This window comes from Nonomuraea sp. NPDC004354, from assembly GCF_053602555.1.
Window position 1 is genome coordinate 44,941 of the sequence record NZ_JBSGDV010000001.1, and the last position, 16,579, is coordinate 61,519.

Annotated in this window: 14 protein-coding genes; 9 read left to right on the plus strand and 5 right to left on the minus strand. The window is 72.3% G+C overall.

The features are described from left to right. The first annotated feature begins 4 nt into the window (after positions 1-4). The 4 genes from ACWENQ_RS00180 (at position 5) to ACWENQ_RS00195 (ending at position 5,169) form a co-directional block, all read left to right on the plus strand. Complete coding sequence (locus tag ACWENQ_RS00180) at positions 5-1,840, plus strand: serine/threonine-protein kinase (RefSeq protein ID WP_452412419.1); 1,836 nt, start codon at positions 5-7, stop codon at positions 1,838-1,840. A gap of 37 nt (positions 1,841-1,877) precedes the next feature. Then, complete coding sequence (locus tag ACWENQ_RS00185; RefSeq protein WP_449928843.1) at positions 1,878-3,221, plus strand: serine/threonine-protein kinase; 1,344 nt, start codon at positions 1,878-1,880, stop codon at positions 3,219-3,221. 195 nt (positions 3,222-3,416) lie between these two features. Continuing rightward, entirely contained in the window at positions 3,417-4,196 is a 780-nt protein-coding gene (locus ACWENQ_RS00190) for an electron transfer flavoprotein subunit beta/FixA family protein (protein ID WP_452412421.1), read from the plus strand. A 19-nt stretch (positions 4,197-4,215) separates the two neighbouring features. Beyond that, positions 4,216-5,169 carry an electron transfer flavoprotein subunit alpha/FixB family protein gene (locus ACWENQ_RS00195; protein WP_449928839.1) on the plus strand — a complete coding sequence of 318 codons (954 nt, stop codon included), beginning with the start codon at positions 4,216-4,218 and terminating at the stop codon, positions 5,167-5,169. 49 nt (positions 5,170-5,218) lie between these two features. On the opposite strand, the gene ACWENQ_RS00200 is transcribed toward ACWENQ_RS00195, so the two are convergent. The 3 genes from ACWENQ_RS00200 to ACWENQ_RS00210 all read right to left on the minus strand — a co-directional run bounded on the left by ACWENQ_RS00200 (position 5,219) and on the right by ACWENQ_RS00210 (position 7,695). Next, positions 5,219-5,710, minus strand: a complete 492-nt coding sequence (locus ACWENQ_RS00200) for an HIT family protein (protein ID WP_452412423.1) — start codon at positions 5,708-5,710, stop codon at positions 5,219-5,221. A 176-nt stretch (positions 5,711-5,886) separates the two neighbouring features. Next, positions 5,887-7,005: an MFS transporter gene (locus ACWENQ_RS00205; protein ID WP_452412424.1), complete on the minus strand. Its 1,119-nt coding sequence runs from the start codon at positions 7,003-7,005 to the stop codon at positions 5,887-5,889. A gap of 189 nt (positions 7,006-7,194) precedes the next feature. Next, entirely contained in the window at positions 7,195-7,695 is a 501-nt protein-coding gene (locus ACWENQ_RS00210) for a TetR/AcrR family transcriptional regulator (RefSeq protein ID WP_354909797.1), read from the minus strand. 53 nt (positions 7,696-7,748) lie between these two features. Between ACWENQ_RS00210 and ACWENQ_RS00215 the strand changes: the two genes are divergently transcribed. The 3 genes from ACWENQ_RS00215 to ACWENQ_RS00225 all read left to right on the plus strand — a co-directional run bounded on the left by ACWENQ_RS00215 (position 7,749) and on the right by ACWENQ_RS00225 (position 10,272). Continuing rightward, positions 7,749-8,906, plus strand: a complete 1,158-nt coding sequence (locus tag ACWENQ_RS00215; RefSeq protein ID WP_449928832.1) for a cysteine desulfurase family protein — start codon at positions 7,749-7,751, stop codon at positions 8,904-8,906. Positions 8,907-9,050: 144 nt separating this feature from the next. Continuing rightward, a complete protein-coding gene (locus tag ACWENQ_RS00220) occupies positions 9,051-9,269 on the plus strand; it encodes a hypothetical protein (protein ID WP_452412426.1) in 219 nt (72 codons plus the stop codon). A gap of 160 nt (positions 9,270-9,429) precedes the next feature. Further along, complete coding sequence (locus ACWENQ_RS00225) at positions 9,430-10,272, plus strand: MBL fold metallo-hydrolase (RefSeq protein ID WP_452412427.1); 843 nt, start codon at positions 9,430-9,432, stop codon at positions 10,270-10,272. Positions 10,273-10,278: 6 nt separating this feature from the next. Here the strand turns inward: ACWENQ_RS00225 and ACWENQ_RS00230 are convergent, their stop codons facing one another. Further along, positions 10,279-10,692 (minus strand): DoxX family protein, encoded by a 414-nt coding sequence (locus ACWENQ_RS00230; RefSeq protein WP_449928826.1) that lies wholly within the window; start codon positions 10,690-10,692, stop codon positions 10,279-10,281. Between the two features lie 150 nt (positions 10,693-10,842). Next, positions 10,843-11,403, minus strand: coding sequence for a TetR/AcrR family transcriptional regulator (locus ACWENQ_RS00235; RefSeq protein ID WP_449928824.1), 561 nt, complete (start codon positions 11,401-11,403; stop codon positions 10,843-10,845). 78 nt (positions 11,404-11,481) lie between these two features. Here ACWENQ_RS00235 and ACWENQ_RS00240 point away from each other — a divergent pair, with 78 nt between their 5' ends. Together ACWENQ_RS00240 and ACWENQ_RS00245 are read left to right on the plus strand one after the other, a co-directional pair. Then, on the plus strand, positions 11,482-13,239 hold the full coding sequence (locus ACWENQ_RS00240; RefSeq protein ID WP_452412429.1) for an ABC transporter ATP-binding protein: 1,758 nt from the start codon (positions 11,482-11,484) through the stop codon (positions 13,237-13,239). A 63-nt stretch (positions 13,240-13,302) separates the two neighbouring features. After that, positions 13,303-16,563: a S8 family serine peptidase gene (locus ACWENQ_RS00245; RefSeq protein WP_452412431.1), complete on the plus strand. Its 3,261-nt coding sequence runs from the start codon at positions 13,303-13,305 to the stop codon at positions 16,561-16,563. Positions 16,564-16,579: the final 16 nt, after the last annotated feature.

The following is a 16,579-nucleotide window of genomic DNA, read 5'->3' on the forward strand; positions in this document are numbered from 1 at the left end:
GTAGATGAGCACCGGCAACACCCAGGCGCCCGAGCGTCTCGGACCCTACCGGCTCGTCAGGAAGATCGGCGAGGGGGGCATGGGGGTTGTCCACCTCGGGATCGACGAGGAAGGGTGCGAGGTCGCCATCAAGGTGCTGCACCCCCACGTGGCCGCCGACCTCAAGGCTCGCGACAGGCTGACCCGCGAGGTCGAGACCATGCGCAGGGTGCGCAGCAGGAACGTGGCCGAGGTGCTCGACGCCGAGCTGGTCGGGGGCCAGCCGTACGTCGTGACCAGGTTCGCGCCGGGGCGCACCCTCGAGGAGACGGTGCTCACCGACGGGCCGCTGCCCGCCCAGGAGCTCATCAGGCTGGCCCAGGGGCTGTGCACGGCCCTGGTGGCCATCCACGCGGCCGACGTCATCCACCGCGACTTCAAGCCGTCCAACGTCATGCTGGTCGACGGCGAGCCGCTGGTCATCGACTTCGGCATCGCGCACCTGGTCAACGCGACCAGGCTCACGCAGACCGGGATGTTCGTCGGCACGCCCGGCTATCTCGCCCCCGAGATCATCCGCGACTCGGAGATCACCCAGGCCGCCGACGTGCACGCGCTGGCCTCCACGGTGTTCTTCGCGGCCGTGGGGGCGCCGCCGTTCGGCACCGGCACGTTCGAGGTCGTCTGCTTCAACATCATGGAAGGCAGGGCGCAGCTCGACAAGGCCCCGGCGTGGCTGCGCGGCTGGCTGTCCAGGGCGCTGTCGGTCGACCCGCAGGCGCGGCCGAGCGCGCAGGACCTGCTGCGGATGGCGCGGCAGCTCGACCCGACGGTGACCAGCTTCCACGAGACGCCGCCGAACGGCACGCGGACGCTGGAGCAGCCGCCCAGGACCAGGACGTTCGAGCGCGACGACAGCTACTCCGACCTGCTGCCGCCGGTGGAGTACGCCCAGCCGTCCAGGCCCGAGCCGAAGCCCCGCAAGGAGCCGAAGCCGCGCGACGAGCAGCGACGGCGCGAGCCGGCCACGCCGCCGCCGTACGTGCCCGCGAACGTGCCGCCGTACCGGCCGGCCGCGCCGTACCCCGACCAGCGTGTGGCCGGCTATCCACCACCGCCGGAGCAGGCGGCGGTCAGGCCGTACACGCCGCCGCCGCCGGCCGCCGCCCGCCCCTACACGCCGCCGCCCGCCGCGCGGCCGAGGTACCGCGTCGGGCACCCGCTCATCGCGGCGTTGCTGCTGACCCTGCTGGTCGCGCTCGCGGTCATGATGCCGGTGATGGTGGGGGCGGCCGCCGTGGTGATCGCGCTGGTGCTGCGCGTGGGCGAGTACCTGTTCGGCGACCACGTGGCCCGCCGCCAGCTGCGCGGCAGCAGCGCGGCCGACCCGGCGCTGATCCTGCTCGGCACCCCGTGGGCGCTGATCAAGTCGGCGTTGATGTCGCTGGTGCAGGTGCCTCTGTCGATCCTGTGGGGCGTGTGCGTGTGGGGCGTGCTGAACTACGGGCTGAAGGTCGAGAGCGACCAGGCGGTGGCCTACGCCGCGGGCGCCTTCGCCGCCGGCCTGTTCGTGCTGCCGGGCGGGGGAGCGCCGCGCAAGGCGGTCACCCGCACGCTGACCGGCGTCATCCGCAGCCCGGGGGCCGGGCTGGTGGTGGCCATCGCGGTCGGCACCGCGGCCCTGCTCGCGGTGATGTTCGCGATGGGCCAGGAGCCCACCTGGTATCCGTGGGAGCAGCCCTCCGACGTGGTCAGGGAACTGACCCGCAGCGCCCAGGAGAGCGTGACGGGGCTCATCACGGGGCTCATCGACTCGCTCATGACCAGCCTGGGGCTCGGCTTCCTGTCACCCTGGTCATAACGTGGTCTCCCGCCTCCGCGCGGGGCACTATGGAGACATGAGCGAGCCGGACGGTGAGCACCTTGGCCCCTACCGACTGCTGTCCACCCTGGGCTCCGGCGGCTTCGGGGAGGTGCATCTCGCGCTCGACCCCGAGGGGCGCACGGTCGCCGTCAAGCTCCTGCACCCGCATGTCGCCGCCGACGCCTCGGCGCTGACCAGGCTGGAGCGCGAGGTCGAGACCATGCGGCTGGTCGAGGGGCCGTGCGTGGCCGAGGTGCTCGACGCCTCGCTCGGCGGCGACCGGCCGTACCTGGTGACGCGGTACGTGCAGGGGCGGCCGCTCAGCGTCGTCCCGGTGCCCGTGGCCGACCTGCGGCGCCTGGCGAAGGGGCTGGCGCAGGCCCTGCTGGCCATGCACGAGGCGGGCGTGGTGCACCGCGATCTCAAACCGGCCAACGTGATGATGGCCGACGGCGACCCCGTCGTGATCGACTTCGGCATCGCCTCGGCGCTCGACTCCCTGTCGGTCACCGCCTCGGGCGCGGTCATCGGCACGCCCGGCTACCTGGCGCCCGAGGTGCTGGAGGGGCAGGAGGCGGGCGCGCCCGCCGACGTGTTCTCCTTCGCCGCCACGCTGGCCTACGCGGCGACGGGGCGCCAGCCGTACGGGACGGGGCCGCTGTCGGCCATCGCCTACCGGGTGGTCCACCACGAGCCGGACCTGGAGGGGGTGCCGGCCTGGCTGGAGCCGCTGCTGGGCGAGTGCCTGCAGCGCGATCCCGAGGCGCGGCCGACGGCCGCGCGGATCTGCGCGCTGCTGGGCGCGGACCTGCCCGCCCGGGGCCGGCACGGCGTCACCGGCGCCGGTACGGCACGCCGCCGTCCCGCGCTGAGCGAGAGCCAGGAGCCGGCGGCGCTGCTCGACGCGTCGGGCGGCGGCTTCTTCTCGCGGGGCAGGCGTCGGCAGGGGCCGGGGCCCGCCCGGCCGGTCGAGCCCGGCGTGCACGACCTGTCCACCCGCGAGTGGCGGCCGGGCGCCGACCGGCACCGCAGGCCGCCCGAGGAGGCCAGGGCCCTGCACAGGGAGAAGATCCGCAGGAGGTGGGTGATCGGGTCAGGGGTGTTCGCCGCGCTGCTCGCGGCGGCCGCGCGCACCCCGCTGCCCGAGGTCTCGCTGCTGTTGCTGGCCTCCTATGCGCTGGTCGTGGTCGCCGACGCGGGGGTGGCCCTGCTGTCGCGCGGGCTGTTCAGGACCAGGCGCATGGTGACGGACCTCACGTCCGTGGCCGGCGTGGCGGTTCTGTGGCTGGCGCTGAGCAGCTTCTTCAGCCCGGCGACGCTGGCCCTCTTCGCCGTGACCGCGCTGGTCGTGGGCGTGGTCTTCCTCCTCAACGCCTGATCGGTCCTTCGGGCGGGGGCCACGGCGGGCTTCCGGAACAAAGTTCGGTAGGGTGGGGCGAACTGCGGGTTTGCGTCAAAGCTACCCGTGGGTAACATGACCACCCGAGGGGCCGTGCAGCTGGCGCCCCGGGCAGTCTGGCAGTCTGGACAGCACCCATCCGAGCATGCGATTACGGGAGGTCGGCCACCGGCCATGAACATCGTCGTCTGCGTGAAGCAGGTCCCCGACACGGCGACCGAGCGCAAGCTCCGGTCTGATGACAAGACGCTCGACCGTGACGCCGCCGACGGCGTCGTCAACGAGCTTGACGAGTACGCGGTCGAGGAGGCCCTGAAGCTCAAGGAGGCCCACGGCGGTGAGGTGACCGTTCTCACCATGGGTCCCGGCAAGGCCACCGAGACCATCCGCAAGGCCCTGGCCATGGGCGCGGACAAGGCGGTTCATCTCAGCGACGACGCCCTGCACGGCTCGGACGCGCTCTCGACCTCCTACGCGATGGCCCAGACGCTGAAGAAGATCGGCTTCGACCTGGTCATCCTCGGCTCCGAGTCGACCGACGCCCGTACCGGCGTGCTCGCCGCCATGCTGGCCGAGCGCCTCGGTGTCGCCCAGCTCACGCTGGCCAACAAGGTGGACGTCGAGGGCTCCTCGATCTCCGTCCAGCGCCTGACCGACTACGGCTACGACAAGGTCGAGGCCACCCTGCCCGCCGTCGTCTCCGTGGTCGAGAAGATCAACGAGCCGCGCTACCCGTCCTTCAAGGGCATCATGGCGGCCAAGAAGAAGCCGGTCGCCGCGATGGGGGTGGCCGACGCCGAGATCGACCCGGCGCAGGTCGGGCTCGGTGCCGCCTGGTCCGAGGTCGTCGACTTCGCCGCCGCTCCTCCGCGCGCGGCCGGCACGATCGTCAAGGACGAGGGCGACGGTGGCGTGAAGGCCGCCGACTTCCTCGCGTCCAAGAAGTTCATCTGAGAACGGGGGTTTTGCTGATATGTCGGAGATTCTCGTTCTCGTCGAGCAGGTCGACGGCGAGGTCAAGAAGGTCACGCTGGAGCTGCTGACCCTGGCCCGCTCGCTCGGCGCCCCGTCGGCCGTCTGGGCCGGCCCCGGCTTCACCGCCGACGCCAAGGCCAAGCTGGCCGAGTACGGCGCGGAGAAGATCTACGTCGCGGGCTCCGCCGACGTGGTCGACTACGTCGTCGCGCCCAAGGCCGAGCTGCTCGCCCAGCTCGTCGGCGCGGCCTCGCCCGCCGCCGTCCTCGTCGCCGCCACGGCCGAGGGCAAGGAGGTCGCGGGCCGCCTGGCCGTCAAGACCGACTCGGGTGTCATCACCGACGCGGTCGGCGTCGGCGAGGGCCTCGTCGCCGACCAGTCCATCTTCGGTGGCGGCGTCAACGTCCAGTCGCGGGTCACCAAGGGCACGCCGATCATCGCGGTCCGCCCCAACTCCACCACGCCGTCCCCGGCCCCCGCCGCGGGCGCGGAGGAGGAGGTGTCCGTCACGCTCTCCGACGCCGCGAAGGCCTCGAAGATCGTCGACAGGGTCAAGCAGGAGAAGGGCGCCCGCCCCGAGCTGACCGAGGCGGCGATCGTCGTCTCCGGCGGCCGTGGTGTCGGCTCGGCGGAGAACTTCTCGGTCATCGAGAACCTCGCCGACGCCCTCGGCGCGGCCGTCGGCGCCTCCCGCGCCGCCACGGACGCCGGGTGGTACCCGCACCAGTTCCAGGTGGGCCAGACGGGCAAGACCGTCTCGCCGCAGCTGTACATCGCCGCCGGCATCTCCGGCGCGATCCAGCACCGGGCCGGCATGCAGACCGCGAAGACCATCATCGCGATCAACAAGGACCCGGAGGCGCCGATCTTCGAGCTGGCGGACTTCGGTGTCGTGGGCGACCTGCACCAGGTCGTCCCGCAGCTCGCCGACGAGATCGGCAAGCGCAAGTAGGTCCATGCCGAAGGCGGCGGCTCCCCTGGGGGCCGCCGCCTTCGCGTTCCTATCGCAGGGCCGCCCTGATGCGGTCGGCCAGCTCCCTGGCCTGCTCCTGGCTCCACGGAATGAGGCCGTTCTCGCTCATGAGGGCGTGAAACTGCTGCTCGTGGTACGGCGTGCCGGGCGGGAGCGGCGCCAGGTGCCAGTGCAGGTGCGCGTTGCCCTGCTGGCTGCCCAGCGTGAGCAGGTAGGTCCGCTCCGACGGCACGACCGCCTCGACGGCCAGCGCCACCCGGCGCACCACGGCCATCAGGGCCAGGTAGGCGGCCTCGTCCAGGTCGCGCACGGCGTGCTCGAGGTGCGCCTTGGGGGAGACGAGGGTGTAGCCCGGCATGGTCGGGTACCTGGCCAGGAAGGCCAGGTACGCGTCGTCCTCGTAGAGGATCTCCTCCAGGGCGTGCGCGGGATCGCCGGCCACGATCGCGCAGATGAAGCAGGGGCCGGTTCTGGTGCGCTCGACGTAGGCGTCCAGGTCCATGCGCTCGGTGCGGTTCATGATCCTTTTTCCCCTGCCGGACGGCCCCGCGTCCAGCGGACGGCACCGCGCGCCTGGTTTCCGCGTGCGCGGGTTCTGCGGGCGGCGGTGGTGCGTGGCGGAGGGGGCATGGCGGGGAGCCCTGGGGGGCGGGGTGCGCGCCGTTCGGGAGGACGGGCGGGCGCCCCGCCGAGAGGTCAGGCGGCGAGCTCGGCGGGCTCGCGTCGCTCGACCGGGGCGATCGTGATGACCTCGGGCTCGGCGCGGGGCAGGAGGCGGGCGGCCACCGTGATGAGCAGGCCGAGCGCCACGGCGATGCCCAGCGCGGTCCGCAGCGAGGTGAGGTCGCTGAGGAAGCCGATCACCACGGGGCCGAGCAGCAGGCCCGCGTACCCCATGGCGCCGGCCTGGGCGATGGCGGGACCGGGGTTGTCGGTCGAGGTGCCGGCCAGCGAGAGCGTCATCGGGGAGATCGTCGCCACGCCGAGGCCCACGAAGAACATGGTGAGCACGGCGATCAGCGGCGTGGCGGCGGTCAGCACGATCGCGAACGTCGCGGCCGTGGCCAGGCCCGAGACGGTCATGATGCCCCGCACGCCGAAGCGGGTGCGCAGCCTGTCGCCGCCGAGCCTGGCGACCAGCATGCCGATCTCGAAGATCGGGTAGCCGAGGGCGGCGACCGCCTCGGTGGCGCCCAGCTCGTTACGCATGAACAGGCCGTTCCAGTCGGCGACCGTGCCCTCGACCATGAACGCGAAGAACATGATCGCGCCCAGCAGGTAGACGATCGGCGGCATCCGCCTGCGCGCCCTGGTGGCAGTCCCGGTCACGGGGGCCTCGGGCAGGTAGGTGCGTCCGGTGATCATGATCAGCGGGAGCGAGACGAGGGCGACGAGGGCGAGGTTGGCGGTGAAGGACAGGCCCAGGGCGATCGACAGGCTGCCGACGCCGCCCGCGGAGATCGCGCCGACGCACCAGCCCGCGTGCATGCCGTTCATCAGCGGCCTGCCGTAGGCCTGCTCGACCGTGGAGCCCTGGGCGTTCATCGCGATGTCGACCGTGCCGAACGCCAGACCGAACACCGCGACCGCGACCAGCAGCGACGGCAGGTTGGGCGCGCAGGCGACGCCGAGGAGCGACAGTGCCGTGGCAGGGCCGCCGACCCGCAACACCGTCCTGCTGCCCACGCGGTTCATGATCCCGCGCATCGCCTGCATGGTGATGAGCGCGCCCAGACCCCACACGAGCAGGATCACGCCGATCGTCGCCTCGGACAGGCCGAGTTTGTCGGTCAGCGCCGGGATGCGCACCGTCATCGTGCCCACCATGAAGCCAGCAAGGACAAAAGTGAGGATCGACCCAAAACGGGCAGTCCTCAGGTCGCGGGTCATCGTCAACACCTCTCAGGGTCGTCACATCGCACGCCGGCGCGCACGCGGGCGTCGTGGGGAAAACGGGTTGGGAAATGGGGGGATGGGGAGAATGGGTGGCGCGACGGGGGCGCGCTACAGCAGGGCGAGCAGGCGGGCCTCGAGGGCCCGTAGGTCGCTCTCGGAGTTGAGGGCGGGGTCGTGGCTCGCCACGTCCCACAGGCCCTCACACGCCAGCCGTACGATCTGGGAAGCCACGGGGTCGGGCTCGTCGGCCAGCCCCTCGCGGTGCCACCTGGCCATGGCGTCGCGCAGCGGCGCGAGCAGGTACAGGTTGCCGGAGGCGCTCGTCACGACCGCCCATCGTCGCAGCCGGCCCGTGCGGACGGCCGCCAGCGTGGCACCCAGGTACCGTTTGGTGTAGGTGTCGTACGGCTGCGCCGCCACCAGGTCGTCGAACTCCGCGATGAGCCGCTCGACCATGCCCTTGATGAGGGCTTCCTTGCTGTTGAAGTGGTAGAGAAGTCCGCCCTTGCTCACGCCGGCCCGCTCGGCGACGGCGGAGAGGGTGAGCGCGGCCGAGCCCTGGTCGCAGAGGAGCTCCTCCGCGGCATCCAGCAACTCGTCACGCCTCATGGTTCTACTGTACCGTCCGGACGGTACAGTCGCAAACGAGATACCCTGAGCGGGTGAGCCCGGCCTACCTAGATCACGCGGCGACCACTCCGATGCTCCCCGAGGCCATCGAGGCGATGACCCGGCAGCTCGGCCGCGTGGGAAACGCTTCGTCGCTCCACGCGGCAGGACGGCAGGCCCGCCGGGTGGTCGAGGAGTCCCGCGAGGCGATCGCCGACGCCCTCGGCGCGCGTCCCAGCGAGGTCGTCTTCACCTCCGGCGGCACCGAGGCCGACAACCTCGCCGTCAAGGGCCTCTACTGGGCCCGCGAGCCGCGCCGGCGCATCCTGATGAGCTCGGTCGAGCACCACGCCGCGCTCGACCCGGCGACCTGGCTGGCCGACCGGCAGGGCGCCGAGGTCGAGCTGCTCGAGGTCGACGCCGACGGCAGGGTGCACCCCGACACGCTGCGCGCCGCCATCGAACGCGACCCCGCCGGCGTCGCCCTGGTCAGCGTGATGTGGGCCAACAACGAGGTCGGCACCGTCCAGCCGATCCACGTGCTGGCCGCGATCGCCCACGACCACGGCATCCCCTTCCACACCGACGCCGTCCAGGCGGTCGGCATGCTGCCCGTCTCCTTCGCCGACTCCGGCGCCGAGGCGCTCACGCTGAGCGGCCACAAGGTCGGCGGGCCGATGGGCGTCGGCGCCCTGCTGCTGGCCCGCGGCATCACGCCCGTCTCCGTCCTCCACGGCGGCGGCCAGGAACGCGACGTGCGCTCCGGCACCCTCGACGCCCCCGCCATCGCCGGGTTCGCCGCCGCCGTCACGGTGGCCGTCGGCAACCAGCAGGAGCAGGCGCGCCGCCTCGCCGCCCTCCGCGACGACCTCATCAAGCGGGTACGGCAGGCCGTCCCCGACGTGATCCTCAACGGCGACCCGGACGACCGGCTGCCGGGCAACGCCCACTTCTCCTTCCCCGGGTGCGAGGGCGACGCGCTGCTGATGCTCCTCGACGCCAAGGGCGTGGAATGCTCGACCGGATCGGCGTGCTCGGCCGGCGTGGCCCAGCCGTCCCACGTGCTGCTGGCGATGGGCGCGGACGCCGCGACCGCCCGGGGGTCGCTGCGGTTCACGCTCGGGCACACCTCGACGCAGGAGGACGTCGACCGGCTCGTCGAGGTGCTTCCCGCGGCGGTGGAGCGGGCCCGCCGGGCCGGCCTCAGCTGACGGGGGCACGGGCCTGGGGCCCGGTCCAGGTCCGGCGTGGGCATCAGGCGAGACGACCGGGCCCACGCCGGTTGGAACGGCGCCGAAAGGGCAGGTGAGAAGGTAAGCGAGCGGTGAAATGGCCACCTCATGAAGGAGGCCGTCGTGGAGCTTTCACAGCGCGAACGCCGGATCCTGATCGAGATCGAACTCGGCCTGCAGCGGGACCGGAGATACGCCCATCTCTTCGACGTGCTCGACGCCTCGCCGAGGGTGGGGCCGCAACGTTTCGCCTGCCAGGTCAGCGCCACCGAGCTGGCGGTCGTCGTCGTGGTGGCGCTCGCGCTCGCGGCACTGCCGATGCTGGCCGTCCTCGCCCTGTGACCCGCGCCGAGGCGGACCCGGCCGGCGCCCCGGGTCACCGCGGGTACGGCGCGTAGATCATCTGTGGCTGGGTCGCTGACCTGGGCTGACGTCCGAAGGCGGGCGTTGGGAGGCGCCGGCCGGTGGGTAGGGCGGTCGATACGCAACGTCAGGAGACATGATGTCGGACCGCGATCAGGCCGATGTGCGCTTCATCGGCAACGCCACCACACTCATCCGCTACGACGGCTTCACCGTGCTGACCGACCCCAACTTCCTGCATCGCGGCCAGCACGCCTATCTCGGTTACGGTCTCACCAGCAGGCGGCGCACCGAACCGGCGCTGGATGTCGACGAGCTGCCGCCGCTGGACGCGATCGTCCTGTCCCACATGCACGGCGACCACTGGGACCGGGTGGCGCGCAGGGGCCTGGACAGGAGCACGCCCGTCATCACCACCCGCCATGCCGCGCGCCGCCTGCGACGGCAGGGGTTCGGCGCGGCCGTGGGCCTCGACCTGTGGCGCGAGCACCGGCTGACGGCCGGCGACCGTACGCTCACGATCACGGCCCTGCCCGCCAAGCACGCGCCGGGCGTCGCGAACCTGCTGCTGCCTCCGGTCATGGGCACCATGCTCGAGTTCGGCGACTCCTCGGGACGGACGGACCTGCGCCTGCACATCAGCGGCGACACGCTGATGGACCACCGGGTCCTGTCGGGCATCCCGATCCGGTTCCCGGCCATCGACCTGGCGATCGTGCATCTGGGCGGCACCAGGCTGCTCGGGACGCTCCTGGTGACCATGGACGGCGAGCAGGGCAGCCGTTGGGTCCGCCTGATCGACCCCCGAGAGGTGCTGCCGGTCCACTACGACGACTACACCGTCTTCACCTCGCCGCTGGACGACTTCCTGCGTCACATCGACAGGTCGGGGCTGTCCGAGCGGGTGCGCCGCCTCGCCCCGGGCCAGAGCCTCCCGCTGCCCCTGCGCCCGGCGAGCCGTGAGCGCAGGGGGCGCGCGTAAGCGAGGCTAGACCACGCTGGTCGGCGTCTGATGGCGTGAGCGGCTCAGCAACGTGTCCAGTGCCCACACTCCCGGGCCGAGGACCGCGATCAGCAGGAACGACCAGCTGTAGACCGCGGCCAGCTCGCCCTGGTTCTGCAGCGGCCACAACGCCTTCGGCTGGTGGACGAGGAAGTACGCGTAGGCCATCTCGCCGGAGCAGATCAGCGCCGCGATCCGGGTGAACAGGCCGACGATGAGCAGGCTCCCGCCGACGAGCTCGATGATGCCGGCGTACCACGCCGGCCAGCTACCGGCCGGGACCACTTCGCCGCCGAGCACGCCGAAGAGCTTGGCCGCGCCGTGGCAGGCGAACATCAGCCCCACGACGATACGGAACAGCGACAGGACGTACGGTCCGGCCGCGTCGATGTTTTTCATAATGGCTCTCCTCTACAGCAGTGCTCTGCCCGCGTGGTGAGGAGCGCCCGGCAACTCAAGACATTTTTGGTACGGATTTCACCTACCTGCGAAGCTCCCCGCGGGAGCCGCCCGTGGCAGGGCCGAGGACCGGGTCGAGCCGGGCGTCGTTCAGGCCGCGACTGCCTTCCGCAGCGAGCGCAGGCACAGCCCCAGCGCCTCGTGCTTGGAGGCGCCCGAGTCGCGGATGTGCTGCCACGCGCTGTAGAGCAGGGACCACACGACCTGCTGCATCCAGTCGGCGGGCAGCTCGGCGTCGATGGCGCCCTCGGCCTGCCCCCGCTCGATCAGCTCGATCAGCGCCCGGTCGGACGGGGTCTCCTCCTCCCACATGTCGCTGGCCACGAGCTGGGGTTCGGTGAAGGCGAGCATGAGCCCGTCGCCGAGTTCGAAGTACTCCTGGCAGAGCCGGTCGAGCGCCTGGAGCGCAGGCCCCTCGGTGGGTCTGGCCCGCGCGGTCGCCGCCGCGATCCTCTCCAGCACGTCGTTGCCGATGGCCGTGATCAGGTCGGACCGTTCGGGGAAGTAGCGGTGGATCGTGGTGCGACCCACGCCCGCGGCGGCGGCGACGTCGCTCAGCGACGCGCCGGGGTCCTTGGAGAGCGTGGCGACCGCCGCGTCGAGGATGGCGCGCCTGGTCCGTGCGCGCATGCCGGTCTCAACAGCAGTCATGTGTCCCACGGTAGCGCACCGTGCCCCATCGTGGAACAAGCTTGACCGCCATGGAACACATGTGTTCCACTAGAGAGCATGCGTGTTCCCGTCTTTCCGCGGCTGCGTGTCCTGTGGTCGTTCGCCCGGCCCCACCGGGGCAAGCTGGCGATCGGCCTGCTGCTCGCGCTGATCGGCTCGGCGCTGGGCCTGGCGACCCCCATGGTGACCAAGTGGGTGCTCGACTCGCTCGGCGCCGCCACCTCGCTCGCCGGACCGGTCGTGGCGCTCCTCGTGCTGCTGCTGATCGGCGCGTTGATCTGGTCGTGCCAGTGGATCGTGCTCGGCGCGCTCGGCGAACGCGTCGTGCTGGAGGCGCGCGAGTCGATGGTGCGCAGGCTCTTCAGGGCGAAGGTGCCCGAGGTGACCAGGCGGCCGACGGGCGAGTTCGTCACGCGCGTCACCTCCGACACCGTCCTGCTGCGCGAGGCCGCCTCCTCCAGCCTGATCGGGCTGATCAACGGCGTGGTCATGCTGGCCGGCACGCTCGTCCTCATGGGCGTGCTCGACCTCGTCCTGCTCGGCACCACGGTCGCCGCCGTGGTCGTGGTCGGCGTGCTGTTCGCCGTGCTCATGCCGGCCATCGCGAAGGCGCAGGAGCAGGCGCAGGAACACGTGGGCAGGCTCGGCGGCGTGCTGGAAAGCGCGCTGCGCGCCATCAGGACCGTCAAGGTCAGCAGGGCAGAGGACCGCCAGGCCGAGCGGATCATCGCCGACGCCCGCGCCTCCACCCGGCACAGCGTCAGGGCCGTGCGCAGGGAGGCCGTCGCGTGGACCCTCGCATGGTCGGGCATCCAGCTGGCGATCATCCTCATCCTCGGCATCGGCGCCTGGCGGGTCGCGGCCGGCCACCTGGAGGTCTCCAGCCTGATCGCGTTCCTGCTGTACGCGTTCGCGCTGATGGAGCCGGTCACCGAGCTGAGCCAGAACGTCACCGCGCTCCAGTCGGGCATCGCGGCGGCCGAGCGCATCCGCGCGGTCGACGACCTGGAGCTGGAGAGCGACGTGCCGGTGACACGGCATGGACCGCCCGCCACGCCCTCCGGGCCGGTCCTGGAGCTGCGCGGGGTCTCGGCCGCCTACGGGCCGGGCGCCGAGCCGGCCGTACGCGGCGTCGACCTGGTGATCCCGCGCACGGGCCACACGGCGATCGTCGGGCCGTCAGGCGCGGGCAAGACCACGCTGTTCTCGCTGCTGCTGCGCTTCCTGGAGCCGCAGGAGGGGCAGATCCTGCTGGACGGCGTGCCGTACACGGGGCTCACGCACGAGCAGGTGCGCGAGCGGCTCGCATACGTCGAACAGGACACGCCGATCGTGCCCGGCACGATCCGCGACAACCTGTTCTTCTCCCACCCCGACGCGACGGAGGAGGAGCTGGAGCGGGTCCTCGCCGAGGTACGGCTGGCCGGCATGGTCGACCGGCTCGGCGACGGGCTGGACACGCCGCTGTCCTCCACGTCGGTGTCGGGCGGCCAGCGGCAGCGGATCGCGCTGGCCAGGGCGCTGCTGCGCACGCCGGACGTGCTGCTCCTCGACGAGGCCACGGCGCAGCTCGACGGGCTGACCGAGGCGGCCGTCCACGAGTGCATCGCGGCCCGGGCCCGGACGGGCGCCGTGGTCACCGTCGCGCACCGGCTCTCCACGGTGATCGACGCGGACACGATCGTGGTGATGGAGGACGGCGGCGTTCGCGCCCAGGGCACGCACGAGGAGCTGCTGGAGTCCGACGAGCTGTACCGCAGGCTGGTCGAGGCGCTGCGCATCGCCGCGGAGGAGGTTCCCGCCAAAGCGGCGTGAACCGGTCGACGGCCTTCGGCGAACAAGGGGTGGATCTTTTCCTTGTGACCCGTGAGGTGGCTGATGACCTTAGGTAAGTCGTTCGTCGCCGCTCTGCTCGCCGGAGCGGTCGGCTTCACACCGGCACCGCGGCAACCGTCGGACGCGGTCGGCTCCACGCCGGCACCGCGGCAACCGGCGGACACGGTCGGCTCCACGCCGGCACCGCGACAACCGGCGGACACCGAGAAGGCAGTCGGCGGCGCCGCCCAGACGGGCAGCGTGACCCTGATCACCGGCGACCGCGTGGTGGTGACCGGCCATGGCCACCGCGTGGAGCCGGGTGCGGGCAGGGAGGTGAGCTTCACCAGTCAGGTGCGCGGGGGCCATCTGTACGTGATCCCCTCCGACGCCCGTCCGCTCATCGCCGAGGGCGTGCTGGACCGGCGGCTGTTCGACGTGACCCAGCTGCTGGCCTGGCGGTACGGCGACGCCGACACCCCGGACATCCCGGTGATCTCGCAGACGACGGGTGGCCAGGCCGCCCTGGTGCCGCAGGGGGCGCGGCAGACGCGGCAGCTGTCCGGACTCGGGATGAGCGCCTCGCGGGTGCCCAAGGCGGGCGCGGCGCAGGCGTGGAAGGGCCTGGTGGGCGGGGGCGCCCGGCCGGCGGCAGGGAGGACGAAGTTGTGGCTGGACGGCCGCCGCTCCTTCTCGCTGGACCAGAGCGTCAAGCAGATCGGCGCTCCGCAGGCCTGGCAGCAGGGCCTGACCGGCAAGGACGTCACGGTCGCCGTGCTCGACTCCGGCTACGACCCCGACCACCCGGACCTGAAGGACGCGGTGGTGCAGGCGCGCAACTTCAGCGAGGACCCCGACGTCCGCGACACGCTCGGCCACGGCACCCATGTCGCCTCGATCGTGGCGGGCAGGGGCGAGAAGTACCGCGGGGTGGCGCCGGAGGCCAAGCTGGTCATCGGCAAGGTGGGCACCGCCGCCGGACCCGTCGACTCGGCCATCCTGGCGGGCATGGAGTGGGCGGCGATGGAAGTCAAGGCCAAGGTCGTCAACATGAGCCTCGGCGACGTCGACTCCATGGAGCTCGACCCGCTGGAGCAGGCGGTCGACACGCTGTCGGAGCGCACCGGCACGCTGTTCGTCGTGGCGGCGGGCAACGACGCTCCGCACGGCGTGGTGAGCAGCCCGGGCAGCGCCGACGCGGCGCTCACGGTGGGCGCCGTGGACAGGCAGAACCGGATGGCGGACTTCTCCAGCCCCGGGCCACGGGTGAGCGACCACGCGATCAAGCCGGACGTCACCGCGCCCGGCGTGGAGATCGTGGCGGCGGCCGCGTCCGGCACCGCCGACGGCCCCTACGTGGCCTACAGCGGCACGTCGATGGCGTCCCCGCACGTGGCGGGAGCGGCGGCGATCCTGGCCCAGCGGCATCCCGAATGGACCGGCGCGCAGCTGAAGGCGGCGCTCGTCGGCAGCGCCGCCCCGCAGCAGGGGGCCGGGCCGTACCAGCAGGGGGCGGGACTGGTCGACCTGGTCCGCGCGCTGAAGCAGCCGGTCGCGGCGACCACCGGCAGCGTGTGGGCGGCCTTCCCGTGGAACGGCACCGGCGAGCGGGTGACGACCAGGACGATCACCTACGCCAACGCGGGCGACACACCGGTCACCCTGGACCTGGCGGCCGAGGGCGAGGTGCTGAAGCTGTCGGCCGACCGGCTCGAGGTGCCCGCCAAGGGCCAGGCGTCGGTCACGCTGACGATCGACGCGACCGGCAAGGCGCCGGGCGACTATCCCGGGACGGTCACCGCCCGCTCCGGCGAGACGGTGGTCCGCACGCCGGCCGGCGGCTACGTCGAGCCGGAGTCCTACGACGTCACCATCACGCTGGTCGACAGGCAGGGCCGGCCGGCCAGGCCATGGGTCGCCGAGGTCTACGACGCCGACACCGGCGACGTCCGCATGCCGGCCGTCAAGGACGGCGTGGCCAAGCTCCGCCTGCCGAAGGGCGACTGGAACTTCTACAGCGAGGTCCCCGAGCGCGACGCGTTGACGATCGCCGCCACCCCGGTGAAGGTCGACAACGGCGACCAGCAGGTAACGGTGGACGCGCGCCAGGGCAGGCCGATGCGGGTCACGATCGATGACCCCACCGCCGCCACCGGGCCCGCGCTCGAGATCAGCATCGGCCATGGACCGTGGACCACGCAGTCCGGCGTCCACGGCTGGGACCCCAACACCGAGGTGTACGTCGTTCCCACCCGCCAGCCGGGGCTGACCGCCAGGTTCAGGACGGTGTGGCGCAGCAAGGACGTGTCCCCCAGCCCGTACGTCTACGACCTCGTCGACCAGCGGACCGGCGGCTTCCCCGACGACCTGTCCTACCACGCCAGGAAGAACGACCTGGCCAAGGTGACGGCGACCTACCGGGCCTCCGGCGTGGCCGCGAAGGGCCGGCCCGCGACCGGGCCGCGGTTCCGTGGCCGGCCGGGCATGGTGACCCCGGTGACAGGCGCGATCGACCTGCCCGGCACGATCACCCACTACCGGACCCCCGGGCTGGTGTGGGACAGCATGCTCGACGTCGGCACCGCCGTCGTCGCCGACGCGGGCAGGCTCATGGGTCGCGGCCAGACCAGCGAGGTCTGGAACGCGGCGGTCACCGGGCCGTCGTTCCCCGCCCCCGGCGGCAGCCGAACCGGCGACCAGCTGACCTTCTCCGGCGCCGGGCTGTTCGCCGACGGCGGCGCGGGCCGGGCCGGCTCCGACAGCGCCGCCACCGGCAGCGCCACCCTCACCAAGGACGGCCAGGTCATCGCCAGGACCGACCTGACCGGCTGCGTGTTCTACCTGTCCGAGTCGTGCCGCCTCCACGCCGGTCTGCCGGCCGGGCAGGCCACCTACACGCTGACCGCCTCGGCGCGCCGGCAGGTGCCGTACTCGACCCTCTCCACCGGCGTGGACGCCACCTGGACGTTCCCGTCCTCGACCGCCACCACGGAGCAGCCGCTCCCGCTGATGGCCGTGCGCTACACCCCCGCCGGGCTCGACGACCACAACCGCGCCAGGCCCGCGTCCCTGACCCGGCTGCCGCTGTCCGTCGAACGCAACCCCGGCGCGGCGAAGGCGGAGGTGACGTCCGTCCGGCTGGAGATGTCCACCGACGACGGCACCACCTGGCGCCGCATCCCCGTGGTCCGCACCGGATCAGGCTGGACCGCCGCCGTGCCCAACCCCGGCACGGCGGGGTTCGTCTCCCTCCGGGCGAGCGCGCATGACAGCGCGGGCGCGAGCGTGACCCAGACGATCACCCGCGCGTACGCCGTGGGCTGACCCCTCACGCTCTGGT